A 16820-nucleotide genomic window follows, 5' to 3' on the forward strand; every position below is an offset into this window, starting at 1 on the left:
TCTACGTCATGCGCCGCGGCGACCCGGACCGGCCGTGGAGCGGCGCGCTGCTCGTCACCGGCACCGCGCTGCTCCTGACCTCGCCCTCCTACTACTGGTACGCCCTGCTGGTGATCGCGCTGGTCGCGCTCGACGGCCGCTGGGAATGGCTCGCCGTCCCCCTCGCGGGCACCGTGCTCTACATCGGCAACGCCATGGGAGCCCACGGCAGTTGGCTCCAGTCCTGGTCCTACGGGACCGCAGCGGTGACGGTGCTGGCCGGGGCGGCGCTGCGGGCCCGCGCGGCGGGGCGGGGGAGCGGGCGTCGCGCCCCGTCCCTGCCGGGGCAGGCCGGGGCGGATGCGTTCGAGGCCGAGCCGGCCGAAGCCGGCGCCGGGGTCACTCCCCGGTGACGCCGTCCGTCAGTTCGCGCAGGAGGTCGGCGTGGCCGTTGTGCCGTGCGTACTCCTCGATCATGTGGACGTAGACCCACCGCAGATCGATCGGTTCACCGCGGCGCGGGTGGGCGAACGTCTCGTCGAGCGAACGGCCCGCGGCGGCCCGGTCCGCGAGTTCGCACTCGGTCGCGAACACCGCGAAGTCGGCCTCGGCGGCGGCGCCGTCGGCGCGGTCGAAGTCACCGTCCGGATCGTCGTCGGGACAGTAGAGGACGCCGAGGTCCGACCGGCCGTCGAAATTCGTCCGGAACCACCAGCGTTCCACTTCCGCCATGTGCCGGACGAGCCCGAGCAGCGACAGCGCCGACGGCTTCGCCGGGCGCAGCGCCAGCTGCTCGCCGGTGAGCCCGGCGCACTTCGTGAGGAGGGTCGCGCGGTGATAGGTGAGCCAGCTCTCCAGCGAGGCGCGCTCATCGGCGACCATGGGGGGATCGGTACGCGGTACTTCGGGTGCGGTCCAAGTCATCCGCACATGATGACGGCGGCAGGCGCCGTCCGCACCCCGTTATCGCTCCTTGACCTGCTCGGAGGGGGTCGGACCCGGTTCTCGGCGCTATCCTCCGCGCGGAGGTAAAAGTGAACGATGAACTAAATCCGAGCCGTCCGCTGGCGGTCTTCGACCTGGACGGCACCCTCTGCGACACCCGGCACCGGCTGATCCACCTGGAGCGGCAGCCGAAGGACTGGGCCGCCTTCTTCGCGGCCGCGGTGGACGACCCCCCGCTCGCGGAGGGCGTGGCACTGGCGCTGGAAACCGCCGTCGCATGCGATATCGAGTACGTCACCGGCCGGCCGGAACGCTGCCGCCGTGACACGGCGGCCTGGCTCGAACGGCATGGGCTGCCGCCGGGCCGGGTGTGGATGCGGACCGACAACGACCGCCGGCCGGCCCGCGTCACCAAGCTGGAACTCCTGCGGCGGCTGGCGCGCAAGGGCGAGATCCGCCTGGTCGTCGATGACGACAAGCAGGTCTGCGACGCGTACAAGGGCGCCGGATTCACCGTACGGCGGGCCCGCTGGATGGAGTCCGCACCGTTGCTGGAGCAGGCCCAGGACGGCGAAGGGCGCACCTGACGCAGCCGGCCGCGGGGCCGGAGCGGCGCCTCCCCCCACCCCCGCGGCTCTGCCTGCTACTGGCAGGGACAGGCTCCGAACGCGCGGGCGGGGGAGACTGATCCGTATGGACACTCCCGCGGAACTCGGCGAATTCCTGCGCACCCGCCGCGCCCGGCTGCGGCCGGAGGACGTCGGACTGATCTCCTACGGCGCCCGGCGCCGGGTACCGGGCCTGCGCCGCGAAGAGCTGTCGCAGCTCGCCGGCGTGAGCGTCGCGTACTACACCCGGCTGGAACAGGGACAGAGCAACAACGCCTCGGAAGGGGTGCTCGACGCCCTCGCCGCCGCGCTGCGCCTCACCGAGGACGAGCACACGCACCTGCGCAATCTGGCCCGCCCCGGCCGCACCAAGCGCCGCCCGGCCGAGCGTCCCGACAGCGCCAGGCCGGGGACGCGGCAGCTGATCGCGGCGATGAGTGATGTGCCCGTCGTCGTCGTGGACCGGCGGTTCGAGGTGCTGGCGTGGAATCCGCTGGGACACGCGCTGACCGCGGGGCACCTGGACGCGCGGAGCCCCGAGCGCCCCGCCGACCGCCCCAACCTGCAGCGGCTGCTCTTCCTCGACCCGCACACCCGCGAGCTGTACCCGCGCTGGGACGAGGAGGCACGGCGCGCGGTCGCCTCGCTGCGGCTGGCAGCCGGGCAGTACTCCGAGGACCGGCGGCTGGCCGAGCTGATCGGCGAATTGTCGATGAAGAGCCCCGAGTTCGCCGCCCTGTGGTCACGCCACCCGGTGAACAGCTGCACCTACGGTGCGAAGGCGTTCCACCACCCGACGATCGGCCCGCTCGAGCTCTCCTTCGAGATGCTGCAGGTCCCGGACGACTCGGGGCACCGGATGCTGATGTACAGCGCCGAGCCGGGTTCCTCCTCCGAGGCGGCGCTGCGCCTGCTCGGCACCGTCACTCGAACGGAGCAGCCGACCGCCCCCCGGGACCCGAAGACCGCGATGCTGAACACAGGGGGTGACAGGCGACCGGAAAGCAGGTGACCCACGGTGAGTGCCGACAAGTCGACGTCCAGCAGGAAGTCCGGCCGGGAGTTGGTCACGCCGGGCCGGATCGTGGTCGCCGCACTGGCGGTGCTCGGCCTCGTGTTCATCTTCGAGAACACCCGGCAGGTCAAGATCCGGCTGATCGTTCCCGAGGTGACGATGCCGCTGTGGCTCGCCCTGCTCGCGATGGCCGTCATCGGCGGAATCTGCGGCGCCTACTTCTCCCGCCGCAAGAAGTGATCCGGGGGACGGGAGCGGCTCAGGACGACCGGGGACCGGCTCAGGCCCCGTCGGCCGACGTGCGCCCCTGGAGCGTCTTGCCGAGGCACACGCTGAGCTCCTCGTACCGGTAGAGCCCGAACTTCGTCACCGGGGTGTATCCGCACGACTCGTACAGCGCGATGGCCTCCGGCTGCTTCGTACCGGTCTCCAGGACCATCCGGGACCGCCCGGCCGCCGCCGCGCTCGCCTCCAGCTCGGCGAGTATCCGCCGCGCCAGCCCCCGGCCCCGGGCCTCGTCCACCACGTACATCCGCTTGAGCTCGGCGTCGCCGTCCGAGTGCCCTTCAGGGGACTCGTCCTGCGCCCGCCAGCCGCCGCTGGCGACCGCCTCCCCGTCCACGTACCCCACCAGGTACAGGCCCCGGGGCGGGTCGAACTGGGCGGCGTCCATCGGGGTCAGATCGCCGTCGCCGTACCGCTCGACGTACTCCAGCTGCACCCGGTCGTTGAGCTTCACCGCGTCGGGGTGGTCGTAGCGCCTGATTCGAATCTCCACCACGGCATCGTACGTGCGTACGCCTGCGGGCCCGCCCCGTGCCCGCCGCCCCGTGCCCGATCCGCGCACGTCACGGTCGCGTAGGCTGCCCTGCGCCGATATCCGCAATACGGGAGCATGCTGTGCTGACTGTGACGACCGTGAATGTCAACGGGCTCCGCGCCGCCGCCAAGAAGGGGTTCCTGCCCTGGCTGGCGGCCACCGCCGCCGACGTGGTCTGTCTGCAGGAAGTACGTGCCGAGGCCGACCAGCTCCCGGACGAGGTCCGCGAGCCGGACGGCTGGTCCGCCTTCCACGCCCCGGCCGCCGCCAAGGGCCGTGCCGGTGTCTCGATCTACAGCCGCAGCGAGCCCACCCGCGTCCAGATCGGCTTCGGCTCCGCCGAATTCGACAGCTCGGGCCGCTACCTCGAGATCGATCTCCCGGGGATCACCGTCGCCAGCCTCTATCTGCCCTCCGGTGAGGTCGGCACCGAGCGCCAGACGGAGAAGGAGCGGTTCATGGCCGAGTTCTTCGTCCATCTCTCGGAGCTCCGGACCCGTGCCGCCGCCGAGGGCCGGGAAGTGCTCGTCTGCGGCGACTGGAACATCGCGCACCGCGAGGCCGACCTCAAGAACTGGAAGGCCAACCAGAAGAGCTCCGGCTTCCTCCCCGAGGAACGCGCCTGGCTCAGCAAGGTCTTCGAGCAGGGCGGCTACACCGACGTGGTCCGCCGGCTCCACCCCGAGGCCACCGGCCCCTACTCCTGGTGGTCCTACCGCGGCCGGGCCTTCGACAACGACGCGGGCTGGCGGATCGACTACCACGTCTCCACCGCGGGCCTCGCGGAAAAGGCCACGTCAGCCGTGGTGGAGCGGGCCGAGACGCACCCCGAGCGCTGGAGCGACCACGCGCCCGTGACGGTGGTCTTCGACCACTGAGCTCCGACCACTGAGCTCCGACCACTGAGCGGATCAGCCGGCCTGTCGGGTCAGCCGGACGCCAGGACGCTCGCGAGGTCGTAGCGGACCGGCTCGTCGAGCTGGGCGTACGTACAGCTGTCGGGATCCCGGTCCGGACGCCAGCGGCGGAACTGCGTCGTGTGCCGGAAGCGGTCGCCCTGCATGTGGTCGTAGGCGACCTCGCACACCCGCTCGGGCCGCAGCGGTGTCCACTCCAGGTTCTTGGCGCCGCTCCACCGGCTGGGAGCGCCCGGCATCCGGTCGGTCGCGTGCGCCTCCTGGTCCTTCCACGCCGCCCAGGGGTGCTCGTCCGGATCGGCCATCCGCAGCGGGGCCAGCTCCGCCATCAGCTCCTCGCGGCGGCGCATGGGGAAGGACGCGCACGCGCCCACGTGCTGCAGCCGGCCGTCCGTGTCGTAGAGCCCGAGCAGGAGCGAGCCGATGACGGGCCCGCTCTTGTGCTCGCGGTAACCGGCCAGGACGCAGTCGGCGGTGCGCTCGTGCTTGACCTTCACCATCAGCCGCTGGTCCGGGCGGTAGAGCAGCTCCGGCGACTTGGCCACGATGCCGTCGAGGCCGGCGCCCTCGAAGCGGCTGAACCACTCCTCGGCCACCGCCAGGTCCATCGTCACCGGGGCGACGTGCACGGGCGCGGTCACCCCCGCCAGGGCCTCCTCCAGGGCGGTACGGCGCTCCCGCAGCGGGGTGTCCAGCAGTGCGCTGTCGCCGAGGGCGAGCAGGTCGAAGGCGACGAAGGAGGCGGGGGTGCGTTCGGCGAGCAGCCGGATCCGTGACTCGGCGGGATGGATGCGCTCCTGCAGGGCGTCGAAGTCCAGCCGGTCGCCGGAGACGATGATGATCTCGCCGTCCACGACGCAGCGGTCCGGCAGCTGCTCCAGCAGCACGCTCGCCAGCTCGGGGAAGTACCGGGTGAGCGGTTTGCCGTTGCGGCTGCCGATCACGATCTCGGGACCGTCGCGGTGCACGATCGCGCGGAATCCGTCCCACTTGGCCTCGTACTGCATCCCGGCCGGAATGCGCGCTGCCGCCTTCGCCAGCATCGGCTTGACCGGCGGCATCACGGGAAGCTCCATGGTCCGAGTGTGCGGCCGCCCACGCCCCGGCGCCTCTCCGGCCACCGCGCGGGCGCCGTGCCGGCCCCGGAGGCGCGCGCCCGGAAGCGGTCCTAGCGTGGAGGCATGGCAGAAGCGCTGGAGCTGCGGATCGGCGAGCGGACGGTGCGGCTGACGCACCCGGACAAGGTGTACTTCCCCGAGCGGAACCTCACCAAGCTGGACCTCGCCAACTACTACCTGGCCGTCGGCGAGGGCGCCCTGCGGGCGCTGCGCGACCGCCCGACGACGCTGCAGCGCTTCCCCGAGGGCATCGCCGGGGAGTCGTTCTTCCAGAAGCGCGCCCCGAAGGACCTCCCCGACTGGACCCCGACCGCCCGTATCGCCTTCCCCAGCGGACGCTTCGCCGACGAGACCTGCCCGACGGAGGTCGGCGCACTGCTCTGGGCCGCCAACCGCGGCTGTCTGACCTTCCACCCGTGGCCCGTGCGCCGCGCGGACACCGACCACCCCGACGAACTGCGCATCGACCTCGACCCGCAGCCGGGCACCGACTACGCCGACGCGGTGCGCGCCGCGCACGAGCTCCGCGATGTGCTGGAGGGGATGGGCCTGCGCGGCTGGCCCAAGACCTCCGGCGGGCGCGGCATGCACGTCTTCATCCCGATCGCCCCTCGGTGGACCTTCGTCGAGGTCCGCCGGGCGACCATCGCCATCGCGCGCGAGCTGGAGCGCCGGATGCCGGAGCAGGTCACCACCGCGTGGTGGAAGGAGGAGCGCGGCGAGAAGATCTTCGTCGACTACAACCAGATGGCCCGCGACCGCACGATCGCCTCCGCCTACTCCGTCCGCCCCTTCCCGCACGCGCCGGTCTCCGCGCCACTGCTCTGGGACGAACTGGACACCGCCGTGCCGCGGGACTTCGACCTCGTCTCGATGCCGGCCCGCTACCTGGAGGTCGGTGACCTCCACGCGGACATGGACGACCACGCCTTCGACATCACCCCCGCCCTGGACCTCGCCGCCCGAGACGAACGGGACCACGGCGCGGGCGACCTCCCCTACCCGCCCGAGCACCCGAAAATGGCCGGCGAACCGAAACGGGTGCAGCCGAGCCGCGCCAAACACTGAGCCGCGGGCGCCGGGCTCCCGATACGGCGCTCAGTGCTCCCGATACGGCGCTCAGTCGTGGTCGTACACCGTCACCGCGACCCCGCGGTCCGCGAGCCGCGCCTGGACCAGCGGTTCCACCCGCTCCCAACGCCCGCCCGCCAGCCCGCAGCCGATCCGCGGCATATGAACCGAGGCCCCGAGCCCGGCCGCCTCGCCGGCGAGTTTCTCCAGCGCCGCGTCGATGGCCTCATAGCGCACCGGAACACCCTTGCTGCCGGTGCGCATCCCGCGCTGGCCCACCATGTTGGCGACCCACACCAGCCGGTCGACCTGCACCAGCTGTACGGCTCCGAGCCCGAAGTCGTTGGCCGCGCGCTCCCGGTGCCAGCGCCGGTACTGGCGCTCCGGCTCCGGCCAGCGCCGTGAGACGGCCAGCACGAAGCCCTTGCCCCAACCGCCCAGGTCGTTGCAGACATGCGCGATCACCTTGGGCCCCTTGCCCAGCGGCGTTGTCGCGTCTCCCCGTACGTACTCGATCCCCGTCCCCATACCGATCACCGTAGGCGATGCCTCCGACAACGGGCCGGCCCGGCGTCCGGACGGAGTTCCGTCCGGGCGCCGGGCCGTGGTGCTCAGTTGTGGTGCTCCTTCGTGCGGGTCGGGGGTCAGCGGTGGAGGTTGAGGCGGTGGACGCCGCCGTCGGTGGTGCCGACGTAGAGCGTGCGGCCGTCGGGGGTCGCGGCCAGATGCGTGGTGTCGGTGTTCTGCAGGCCGGTGGAGATGTTGTGCCAGCTCAGACCGTGGTCGGTGCTGCGCAGTACGCCGCGGCCGCCCTGCAGGAGGCCACTGGCCCCGGAGCGGTTGGTGGCCGCGTAGAGCGTGTCGCCGACCCGCAGCAGGTCGGAGACGTGGATCGCGAGGGCGCCGGTGTCCGCGGTGCGGAAGGTGCGGCCGCCGTCGGTGCTGACGCGGACGTTCTCGCCGCCGATGACGAGCCGCTTCCCGTCGAGGTCGATCGCGGTCACCGGGCCGTCGGCGACCTTGGTGACGGTGACCCCGCCGTCGTCCGACCGGTACAGCCCGGCGGAGTTGCCGAGCCACAGCCGCAGCGGATTGGCGGGATCGCCCACGATGGTGTCGAAGGAACGCTCGTGGAAGAGGTTCTTCCACGTCGCGCCGCCGTCAGTGGTGGCGAACAGCCCCTGGCCCAGCAGGCTCCGGAAGCTGACCATCACCCGCTTCGGGTCGGCGGGGTCGACCAGGAGCGCGGTCGGCACCTCCGACGACGTGCCGCGCACCTCCCAGGTGGCGCCCGCGTCGGCGCTGCGCTCGACGACGAACGTTCCGACCGCGGTGCGCCGGACCTTCCAGATCACGTTCGGCTCCTTGGCCGAGAGCGCGAGCTGCGAGACCCTGACGCCGACCCTGCCCTCGCCGCCGGACTGGCCCCATTCGGGGCTCGCGACGGGAAGAGCGGTGCGGTAGATCGCGCTGTCGGTGGCGGCGAGCAGATGGCCGCCGGTGATCGCGAGATCGTTGACGGTCAGTCCCTGGACGCCGATCCGCCGGTATCCGGTGCCGTTCGCGGCACCCCGGTAGAGGCCGTCCTGCTCCATGGAGACGGTGACGGAACCGTCGCTCCAGCGGTCGTAGTCCATCGGTACCGCCGCGCGCGCCGGCGCCGCGACCGTGGTCCACGTCCGTCCCTGGTCGTGGCTGAGCCGGCCGCTGCCGGTCAGCGTGCTCAGGTACAGGTCGCCGCCCGAGACGGTCAGGCCGAGGCCGCCGAGCGGCATGGGCAGCAGGGTGGACCAGGTCTTCCCGCCGTCGTGGGAACCGACGACTCCGGTGCCCAGGACGTACACCGCCACGACCGAGGAGTCGGCGGCCAGCCCGCCGACGTTCTTGTTGACCGCGTCGAACAGCCGGCGTGCCGCGCCGGGGTTGCCCGAGCCGATGCCGGAACGGGTCCAGACGCCGCGGGGCGTCGTCATGTAGAGGGTGTCACCGGTGACGGTGGCGCTGGTGATGTCGCCGGTGACGCCGGTCGGGTACGTGGTCCAGTGCTCGCCCGCGTCGGTGCTGACCAGCAGCGAGCCGGAGGCGACCGCGACCAGCGTGCGGGTCTGCTCATCGGCGGTGAACGCCGTGATGCGGGCGTCCGGGACACCGAGCTTGCGCCAGGTCCGCCCGTTGTCATCGGTGCGCAGGATGGCGCCCTGGCGGCTGAAGTCGTGAACGCTGTTCACGGCGTACCACCAGCGGTCGGGATTCTTCGCGTCGACCAGGAGCGGGCCGGTGCCGTCCGCGACCGGCAGCCGGCTCAACTGGCGCCAGGTGGCGCCGTTGTCGGTGGTCAGCCAGGGAGCGGCCTTCTGGTACTGGGTGAGCACGGCCTGTCCCGGCCGGTTCGGTGAGAGGGCGACCCAGCCGGCCTCGCTGTTGGGACCGACCGGCTCCCAGCGGTTCTTGCGGGTGTCGACCGGGGTCACCTCGAAGGCGCTGGAGCCGATGAGGCGCTGCCCGGAGCCGGCGGTGCCGCGCACCGAGACCCGGTAGGCGCCGGCCACGCTGCCGGTCACCTCGGCCTGGTAGTAGCCGGTGGCGGGGTCGAGGTGGGAGGTGACGTCGAAGGCCTTGCCGCGCGGCGGGGTGACCGTGACGACCGGCGGTGCGGCCAGCCGGGTCGGCGGGGCGATGTGCACGGTCGAGTGACCGTCGCTCGGGTCGGGCGCGGCCTGGACGGCCAGGTATCGGACGGCGAGCAGATAGGGCACCCCGATCGCCGGTCCCCGGTCCGGGGTCGCCGTGAGGCGGCCGCTGATCTCGGTGTTGCCGGACGGGCGGTCGACGCGCAGCGAGACCGTGACGGTCGCGGTCCCCCTGGCCGGTACGGTGACCCGCTGCGGCGAGACCGTGGCCGGCCCGTCGGTCCTGAGCGTGGTCGTGACCGGCCGGTTGCCGGAGTTGCGCAGCGTCACCTTCGCGGTGCCGCCGACGTCACGCCGGGACAGATCGGCGAGTCCGAAGGACACGGACGCCGGTGAGGCGCTGACCGTGGCCGAGGCGGCCGCGGCCACATCGAGCCGGCCCGAGCCCTGCGCCGTGGCTCCGCTGTCGCGCAGCGGCTTCGCGGTGCCGACCAGCGCGGCCTTCACCTCGGCGGGCGCCTGGCCCGGGTGCAGCTGGCGCAGCAGGGCCGCCGCGCCGGCGACGTGCGGGGTCGCCATCGACGTGCCCGACATGCGGTACTGGCCGGGCTTGTACAGCGACTTGGGGATGGTGGAACGGATCTCCACACCGGGCGCGACCAGATCGGGCTTGAGGCCGAAGCTCTGCGTGGGCCCGCGTGACGAGAACGAGGCGATCTGGTCGGTGGTGTCGGTGCCCTGCAGCGTCACCGAGACCTTCCCGGCGGCGAGCCGGGAGCTCAACTCCGTGTACTGGGTCGCGTCGATGCCCATGACCACCAGGTGGTCCATGCGCAACGAGTCACCGGAGGCGTCGATCCGCGCGGGCGAGGACGGCACCTGGACCACACCCGCTCCGGGCGTTCCGGCGGCGAACACCGGGCCGTCGTTGGTGGGCAGGCCGGCCAGCACGGCGAGCGCGCCGCGCTTCTCCGCTTCCTGCGCCCACTCCACGGCGCTGCCCGACAGGTCCTGGACGTCGGAGGCGACGAGGAACTGGGCCCGCACGATCTTCCCGCGGACGTCGCCGACCCGCTCCCAGTCCTCCGGAGTGCCCTCGCCGACGTCGACGAGCTGCGCGGTGACGGGGCGCTGGGGCGGATTCGCGGACAGGATGCCGCGGTAGGTCTGGATCAACTCGGGCTTCTTGCCGGCCAGATACGCGCTGGGCAGCCGGAGATTGCTGGTCGACGCGCCGACCGAGATCACCCCGTCGGCCGTGCCGGGGCTGCTGACCGTACCCAGGCCCGGGCCGTCGTTGCCGGCCGCGGCCACCACGACCACACCGGCCCGTACGGCCGCGGTCGCGGCACGGCCCAGCGGGTCGGTACCGTCGCCGGGGCCGCCGAGGCTTATGTTGATGACATCGGCCCGGTGCGGGTTGGCCGGATCGGACGCCGCCTCGATACCGGCGATGATGTCCGACGTGTAGCCGGATCCTTCGGCGTCCATCACCTTGTAGGCCAGCAGGTTCGCGTCGGGCGCCACGCCGGTGATGCCGCCCTTCCCGGCGGCCTTCCCCGCGATGATGCCGGCGACGTGGGTGCCGTGGCCGTTGTCGTCCATCGGGTCCTCGTCACCGTTGACGAAGTCGTGCCCGCCGATGACCTTGTGGCCCTTGCCGAGTCCGCCGCCCAGATCGGGGTGGGTGTAGTCCACCCCGCTGTCCAGGATCGCGACGGTGGTCCCCTTGCCCGTGACGCGGCTGCCGGCGGCGTCCTTGCGCTGCCACACGTCGGGCGCGCCGATCAGCGGCACGCTCACGTCCGTCTTCGCCAGCACCCGGGTGTCGGGCAGGACGGCGGTGACGCCCGGCAGCTTCGCCAGCCGCGCCACCTCGGACCCCGGCACCGTCATCGCGACGGCGTCGATGAGCAGACCGAGCTTGCGGGTCGAGGAGGGGTGCAGCCCGGCGTTCTTCGCCGAGCCGAGGAAGGTCTCCTGCCGGGCGTCCAGCGCGCGGCGGGCGGCGCCGACGCCGGGGGCGGCCTCGGCGGACAGCAGCGAGCCACCGGGCGCGGCGGTGACCGCGGCGTTCCCGGACAGTTCGACGATCACTCGTTGCGACGGGTCGGGCGTGGACGCGGTGGCGGCACCCGGTATCGCCGCCAACGTGCCGGCGAGCACGACGGCGGCGAGACCGGCATGACGAGATCTTCGTGAGTTCATTGCCATACGTAAAGGTCCTAGTGGTATGGGCACTTGCCGCACAATGAATCTTCGTGGCCCATTGCTGCCGCTGGCACAACTGGGCCACCATCCGTTCATGACTTCCGAGACGCCGGAACTGACGGCGGCAGGCATCGATCCGTTCGACGAGAGCGTCTACCGCGCCGTCCTGACCCGGCGTACGGCGGCGCCGGCCGAACTCGCCGCTGACCTCGGCTGTTCGGCCGAGCGGGTCGCCAGAGCGCTGGACCGGCTGCGCGACCACGGGCTGGTCGGCCGGCTCGCCGGCGCCCGCCGCCGGTACGCCGCGATCGAGCCGGGGGCCGCGGTCGAGGCGCTGGTGCGGGCCAGGAGCAACGACCTGGAACGGGTCCGCTCGGCCGCCGCCGAGCTGTCCCGGCTCTTCGCCGCCGCGCGCACCGGCGCGACCGACGAGGACGAGGTGGAGATCACCACCGGCAGCGAGGCCCTCGGCCGCTGGTTCGTCCGCCTCCAACAGGAGGCCCGCGAGGACGTCATGACGCTGGACCGGCCGCCGTACGCCCTGACCACCTCCAACCCGGTGGAGGCCACGGCGCTCGGCCGCGGTGTCCGGTACCGCGCGGTCTACGCCCCCGAGGCGCTGGAGTGGCCGGGCGTCCTCGACGACATCCGCGAGCTGGTCCGGCACGGTGAACAGGCCCGGGTCCTGCCCGGCCTGCGCATCAAACTCGCCATCGCGGACCGCAGGCTCGCCCTGATGCCGCTCTCCCTCGACCTGAACGACGTCCGCGCCGCGGTGATCCGGCCGTCCACCCTGCTCGACGCCCTCACCGACTACTGGGAGATGTGCTGGAAGCAGGCCCTGCCCCTCAACGCCCCCGCCGACGACCCCCTCGACGAGGAGGACCGCCTGGTCCTGACCCTCCTGGTCAGCGGTCTCAAGGACGAGGCGATAGCCCGGCAGCTCGGCTGGTCCGTCCGCACCATGCGCCGCCGTATCAGCCGTCTCCACGACCTCCTGGGCGCCGCCAACCGCTTCCAGGCCGGCGCGATAGCCGCCCGCCGCGGCTGGCTGTGAGGGTGCGCCGTCCGTCCTAGGCTGTCGGGCCGGCGAGTTTGCCGGTGAACCAGGTCAGGGCGCGGGGGATGAGCTTCTTGAAGTCGGAGGTGTAGTGCCGGCCGCCGGGGAGCTCGTAGTACTCGATCTTGACGGGGGCGACGGCCTTCTTCACCCAGGTCTTGACCAGGTTGGTCTCGTACGCCTCGCCGCTGCCCGCCGTGGCGAGGATGCTGACGTCGGCCCTGCCCTGCTTGATGAGGGTGTTGGGGCTGTTGGCGAGGCGGTCCGCCTCGTGACCCCTCCAGAGCCGGGAGTCCGGGTCGAAGTAGGCGTCCATCGGGATGGCGGCCTTGAAGACGTCGGGGTGCTGCAGGGCGAGTTTCGCGCTGCAGAAGCCGCCCGTGGAGGCGCCCATGACGCCCCAGCCGTCACGGCTGCGCAGGGTGCGGAAGTTCGCCTTCACGAAGTCGGGGACGTCCTTGGCCATCCAGGTGCCCATCCTGGGCTGGCCGGGGATGTCGCTGCAGTCCAGAGCGGCGTTCTCGTGGGAATTGAAGTTCTGGACCGGCATGATCATGATGAACGGATGGGCCTTGCCCTGCTTGCTCAGCTTGGCGTCGGCCTCCTGGATCGGGAGCTGGGGATCGGTCCAGGTGTTGTAGCCGTTGCTCTGGCCGCCCGCGTACATCATCACGACGGGGAAGCCGTAGGTCGCGTACTGGGGGTCGCTGTACTCCGGGGGCAGCCAGACCCAGACCTTCCCGGTGACGCCGGACTTCGCCCCGCGCACCGAGGTGACCATGATCGGGCCGGCCTTCGTCGACCGCGCCAGCTTCAGCTCCGCCTTCGGTCCGGTCGGCAGCAGCACCTTCGACGGCGTCGGCGCGGGGCCCGGCGTCCGCGGCCCGCCCTTGCCGTCGCCTTTCCCCGCGCCGGTCGAGAGGTGGTCGTTCGCCGGGGCGGATCCCCCGTCGCCGGAGGAGCCGCAGCCCGCGAGAGCGGCGAGCGCGAGCAGCACGGCGGCTACGGGCAGGACCAGGGGGCGGTGACGCCGGGGACGCGCATCCATCGTGGGAAATGCTCCGAACGCGAGATCGAGGACGAAAGGCACCTTCTAGGAGAGCAGCTCGCACGCTTTGGTTCCCGCGCGACGCGCGCGCTGCGCGCGCGGTCTACGCGCGAGGCTTCCCGCGCCACTCCGAGGGACACCGTGGAAGCCCCCATACGGGCAGCAGCCGTGCTACCTTGATCCCAGTTGCAGTTTTGGTACCCATGAACTTTGTGTGCGCCTGACGGGATGTAACCCTCAGGCGCACTCTTGTTTTTACCGGTCATCTCCGGATGGGCACAATGCGGCGACGAGGAATCTGCGCAGTGCAGATTTCCGGCTCTGCACCTATTGAGGAGATTGACATGGCTTCTGGCACCGTGAAGTGGTTCAACGCGGAAAAGGGCTTCGGCTTCATCGAGCAGGACGGTGGCGGCGCTGACGTCTTCGCCCACTACTCGAACATCGCCACCCAGGGCTTCCGTGAGCTCCAGGAAGGCCAGAAGGTGACCTTCGACGTCACGCAGGGCCAGAAGGGCCCGCAGGCCGAGAACATCGTTCCCGCCTGACGTTTGACGCGCACCACGTAGTTGGGGCCCGCACCTGAGGGTGCGGGCCCCAATTCGTTTTTTCCGGTATTGCTTTGGCTCGTTTTTGCGATTCTTCGCCCGGTTTTCATTTTGCGGAGTCTTCCCGGACACGTGCCGTTCCGAGGAAGGCTTTCTTTTGTACCGCTCCTCAGGCTCCGTTCCCGCGCGCAATCGCCCGTCGTATTCCCGCAGCCAGTCCGCGCCGCGCCGCCGCCCCATGGCGACACCGGGTGAGTTCGCCCTCCCCGTCAGCACCACGCCGTCCCTTCCCCCGGTCGAGTCGTTCGCAGATCTGGACATGCCGTCCGAGCTGCTCGACACGCTCACCCACGAAGGGGTGACGGTCCCGTTCCCCATCCAGGGCGCGACACTGCCGAACTCGCTGGCCGGCCGGGACCTGCTGGGCCGTGGACGCACCGGCTCCGGCAAGACCCTCGCCTTCGGCCTGGCGTTGCTCGCCCGTACCGCGGGGAAGCGCGCGGAGCCGCGGCAGCCGCTCGCCCTGGTGCTGGTGCCGACCCGTGAGCTGGCCCAGCAGGTCACCGACGCGCTCACCCCGTACGCCCGCTCGCTGCGGCTGCGGATGGCCACCGTCGTCGGCGGCATGTCGATCGGCCGCCAGGCCAGCGTGCTGCGCGGCGGCGCCGAGGTCGTCGTCGCGACACCCGGCCGGCTCAAGGACCTGATCGAACGCCGCGACTGCCGGCTCGACCACGTGGCCATCACGGTGCTCGACGAGGCCGACCAGATGGCGGACATGGGCTTCATGCCGCAGGTCACCGCCCTGCTGGCGCAGGTGCGCCCGGACGGTCAGCGGATGCTCTTCTCCGCCACGCTGGACCGCAACGTCGACCGGCTGGTGCGCCAGTTCCTGACCGATCCCGTCGTCCATTCGGTGGATCCCTCGGCCAACACGGTCACCACGATGGAGCACCACGTCCTGCACGTGGCCGGCGCGGACAAGCAGGCCACGACGCGGCGCATCGCGGCCCGCGAGGGCAGGGTGCTGATGTTCCTGGACACCAAGCACGCCGTCGACCTGCTGACCCGGGACCTGCTCGCCAGCGGTGTCCGGGCCGCCGCGCTGCACGGCGGCAAGTCGCAGCCGCAGCGCAACCGCACGCTGGACCAGTTCAAGAGCGGACATGTGACGGTCCTGGTCGCGACCAACGTCGCCGCCCGCGGCATCCACGTCGACAACCTGGACCTCGTCGTCAACGTGGACCCGCCCACCGACCACAAGGACTACCTGCACCGCGGCGGCCGTACCGCCCGTGCGGGTGAGTCCGGCAGCGTCGTCACACTGGTGCTGCCCAACCAGCGCCGCGAGATGGCGCGCCTGATGTCGCACGCCGGCATCACCCCGCAGACGACCCAGGTCAGCGCGGACGACGACGAGCTCGCCCGGATCACCGGCGCGCAGGAGCCCTCCGGGGTGCCGGTCGTCATCGCGGCGCCCCCGGCGGCCGAACGCGTGCGGCGCACCTCGTACGGCAGCCGCGGCCGCGGTGGCCGCCCCGCGCCGCGCCGGCGGCCCGCCGCCGCGTAGGTCCGCGTCCTGGTGGAGGCATCCGGCTGTTTAGGCTGCCTTCATGAAGGACTGGGATTTGAGGAAACTGCAGATCCTCCGGGCTCTGCAGGAGACCGGGACGGTCACGGCGGCGGCCGCCGCACTGCGGATGACGCCGTCGGCCGTCTCGCAGCAGCTGTCCGCGCTCTCCAAGCAGGCCGGCACCCCGGTGATCGAGGCACAGGGCCGGGGCGTCCGGCTGACCGGTGCCGCCCACGTCCTGCTGCGCCACGCCGACGTGGTCTTCGCCCAGCTGGAGCGCGCCGGAGCCGAGCTGGAGGGCTACACGCAGGGCGAGGCCGGCGAGGTCCGGGTCGGCGCCATCGCCACGGCCATCACCCGGCTGGTCGTCCCCGCGTCCCGGCTGCTGCGCCAGGACTTCCCGCGGATCACCCTGTCGGTCCGGCAGGCCGAGGCCGCCGAGGTCTACGAGCAGCTGGCGGGCGGCGACGTGGATCTCGCCGTGACGCTGGCGGTGCACGCGCCCTCGGCGCGGGACCCGCGCTTCCACCGGATCGCGCTGCTCACCGATCCGCTCGACGTGGCACTGCCCGCCGGCCACTCCTGGGCGGCGCGGCCGGGCCTGCGGCTGGCGAACCTGGCCCAGGAACCGTGGATCTTCGGCAGCAGCGGCCCCTGGCGGGAGATCACCCTCGCGGCCTGCGCCGACGCGGGATTCGTCCCGGAACAGGCGCACGCGGCGACCGACTGGTCGGCGATCCTCGCCATGGTCGCCGCGGACCTCGGGGTCGCCCTGGTACCCCGGATGGCGACGGTGGGGGAGCGGCAGCACGTCGCGATCCGCCCGCTCGACGCCGACCGGCCACGCCGCCACGTGGTGGGCGTGGTGCGCAGCGGATCCGAGGACGGGCCGCTGCTGCGGCGGGTGATCCGGGTGCTGCGGCAGGTGGCGGAGGAGCCCGCGGTGCCCGTGGACGCCGGCTAGAAACGTTCAGTTGAACTGAAAGTATGGTTCAGAAACTTTCGATGGACGTGAACGGTGTCGTCGGCTCACAGTAGAGGTATGACGACATCAAAGACGCCTTCCGGCACCTCTTCCTCCGCCCTGTCCTCGACTTCGTTCACCGGTGATGCGCGGCCGTTCGGTGGGGGTGATCCGTATGGGGATTACCGTCGTGCGGAGTTGCCGTTCACGGATCTGGTGGATCTGGCGGATCGGCGGTTGGGTGCGGGGGTGATCGCGGCGAATGACGAGTTCTTCGCGGAGCGGGAGAATCTGCTGATCCCGGAGCCGGCGC

General features: G+C 71.7%; 15 protein-coding genes and 2 pseudogenes. 11 read left to right on the forward strand and 6 right to left on the reverse strand.

Annotated features, from left to right (window positions below; translation table 11 throughout):
- Positions 1-392: pseudogene (locus G3I60_RS42605) on the forward strand (hypothetical protein); the annotation flags it as partial.
- Here G3I60_RS42605 and G3I60_RS42610 read toward each other — a convergent pair.
- On the reverse strand, positions 379-903 hold the full coding sequence (locus tag G3I60_RS42610; RefSeq protein WP_138358956.1) for a DinB family protein: 525 nt from the start codon (positions 901-903) through the stop codon (positions 379-381). The pseudogene G3I60_RS42605 and the gene G3I60_RS42610 overlap by 14 nt on opposite strands.
- Before the next feature lie 110 nt (positions 904-1013).
- Between G3I60_RS42610 and G3I60_RS42615 the strand changes: the two genes are divergently transcribed.
- The 3 genes from G3I60_RS42615 (at position 1014) to G3I60_RS42625 (ending at position 2787) form a co-directional block, all read left to right on the forward strand.
- Complete coding sequence (locus tag G3I60_RS42615) at positions 1014-1511, forward strand: hypothetical protein (RefSeq protein WP_138358958.1); 498 nt, start codon at positions 1014-1016, stop codon at positions 1509-1511.
- A 106-nt stretch (positions 1512-1617) separates the two neighbouring features.
- Positions 1618-2544 carry a helix-turn-helix domain-containing protein gene (locus G3I60_RS42620; RefSeq protein WP_164299380.1) on the forward strand — a complete coding sequence of 309 codons (927 nt, stop codon included), beginning with the start codon at positions 1618-1620 and terminating at the stop codon, positions 2542-2544.
- A gap of 6 nt (positions 2545-2550) precedes the next feature.
- Positions 2551-2787 (forward strand): DUF1049 domain-containing protein, encoded by a 237-nt coding sequence (locus G3I60_RS42625; RefSeq protein ID WP_138358962.1) that lies wholly within the window; start codon positions 2551-2553, stop codon positions 2785-2787.
- A gap of 40 nt (positions 2788-2827) precedes the next feature.
- Here the strand turns inward: G3I60_RS42625 and G3I60_RS42630 are convergent, their stop codons facing one another.
- Entirely contained in the window at positions 2828-3325 is a 498-nt protein-coding gene (locus G3I60_RS42630; protein ID WP_138358964.1) for a GNAT family N-acetyltransferase, read from the reverse strand.
- A gap of 122 nt (positions 3326-3447) precedes the next feature.
- Between G3I60_RS42630 and G3I60_RS42635 the strand changes: the two genes are divergently transcribed.
- Positions 3448-4245, forward strand: a complete 798-nt coding sequence (locus G3I60_RS42635; RefSeq protein WP_164299382.1) for an exodeoxyribonuclease III — start codon at positions 3448-3450, stop codon at positions 4243-4245.
- 50 nt (positions 4246-4295) lie between these two features.
- Here G3I60_RS42635 and G3I60_RS42640 read toward each other — a convergent pair whose 3' ends face one another.
- Entirely contained in the window at positions 4296-5360 is a 1065-nt protein-coding gene (locus G3I60_RS42640) for an ATP-dependent DNA ligase (RefSeq protein ID WP_138358968.1), read from the reverse strand.
- A gap of 105 nt (positions 5361-5465) precedes the next feature.
- Here G3I60_RS42640 and ligD point away from each other — a divergent pair, with 105 nt between their 5' ends.
- Positions 5466-6470: a non-homologous end-joining DNA ligase gene (gene ligD, locus G3I60_RS42645; protein WP_164299384.1), complete on the forward strand. Its 1005-nt coding sequence runs from the start codon at positions 5466-5468 to the stop codon at positions 6468-6470.
- A 51-nt stretch (positions 6471-6521) separates the two neighbouring features.
- Here the strand turns inward: ligD and G3I60_RS42650 are convergent, their stop codons facing one another.
- Both G3I60_RS42650 and G3I60_RS42655 read right to left on the reverse strand, forming a co-directional pair.
- Positions 6522-7001, reverse strand: coding sequence for a macro domain-containing protein (locus tag G3I60_RS42650; RefSeq protein WP_164299386.1), 480 nt, complete (start codon positions 6999-7001; stop codon positions 6522-6524).
- Positions 7002-7117: 116 nt separating this feature from the next.
- Positions 7118-11311: a S8 family serine peptidase gene (locus tag G3I60_RS42655; RefSeq protein ID WP_164608500.1), complete on the reverse strand. Its 4194-nt coding sequence runs from the start codon at positions 11309-11311 to the stop codon at positions 7118-7120.
- 97 nt (positions 11312-11408) lie between these two features.
- Between G3I60_RS42655 and G3I60_RS42660 the strand changes: the two genes are divergently transcribed.
- Positions 11409-12371 (forward strand): helix-turn-helix domain-containing protein, encoded by a 963-nt coding sequence (locus G3I60_RS42660; protein WP_203675268.1) that lies wholly within the window; start codon positions 11409-11411, stop codon positions 12369-12371.
- Between the two features lie 16 nt (positions 12372-12387).
- Here G3I60_RS42660 and G3I60_RS42665 read toward each other — a convergent pair whose 3' ends face one another.
- On the reverse strand, positions 12388-13422 hold the full coding sequence (locus G3I60_RS42665) for an esterase family protein (protein ID WP_164299390.1): 1035 nt from the start codon (positions 13420-13422) through the stop codon (positions 12388-12390).
- 344 nt (positions 13423-13766) lie between these two features.
- On the opposite strand from G3I60_RS42665, the gene G3I60_RS42670 reads away from it, so the two are divergent.
- The 4 genes and pseudogenes from G3I60_RS42670 to G3I60_RS42685 form a co-directional block, all read left to right on the forward strand.
- Positions 13767-13970, forward strand: a complete 204-nt coding sequence (locus G3I60_RS42670; protein WP_069779708.1) for a cold-shock protein — start codon at positions 13767-13769, stop codon at positions 13968-13970.
- 157 nt (positions 13971-14127) lie between these two features.
- The gene (locus tag G3I60_RS42675) at positions 14128-15540 is read left to right on the forward strand and encodes a DEAD/DEAH box helicase (protein ID WP_239071002.1); all 1413 of its coding nucleotides are present in this window, start codon (positions 14128-14130) and stop codon (positions 15538-15540) included.
- Positions 15541-15583: 43 nt separating this feature from the next.
- A complete protein-coding gene (locus G3I60_RS42680) occupies positions 15584-16507 on the forward strand; it encodes a LysR family transcriptional regulator (RefSeq protein WP_138358982.1) in 924 nt (307 codons plus the stop codon).
- Between the two features lie 78 nt (positions 16508-16585).
- A pseudogene (locus G3I60_RS42685) lies at positions 16586-16820 on the forward strand (allantoicase); the annotation flags it as partial.

The organism is Streptomyces sp. SID13666 (genome assembly GCF_010548325.1).
GTDB classification, from domain to species: Bacteria; Actinomycetota; Actinomycetes; order Streptomycetales; family Streptomycetaceae; genus Actinacidiphila; species Actinacidiphila fildesensis.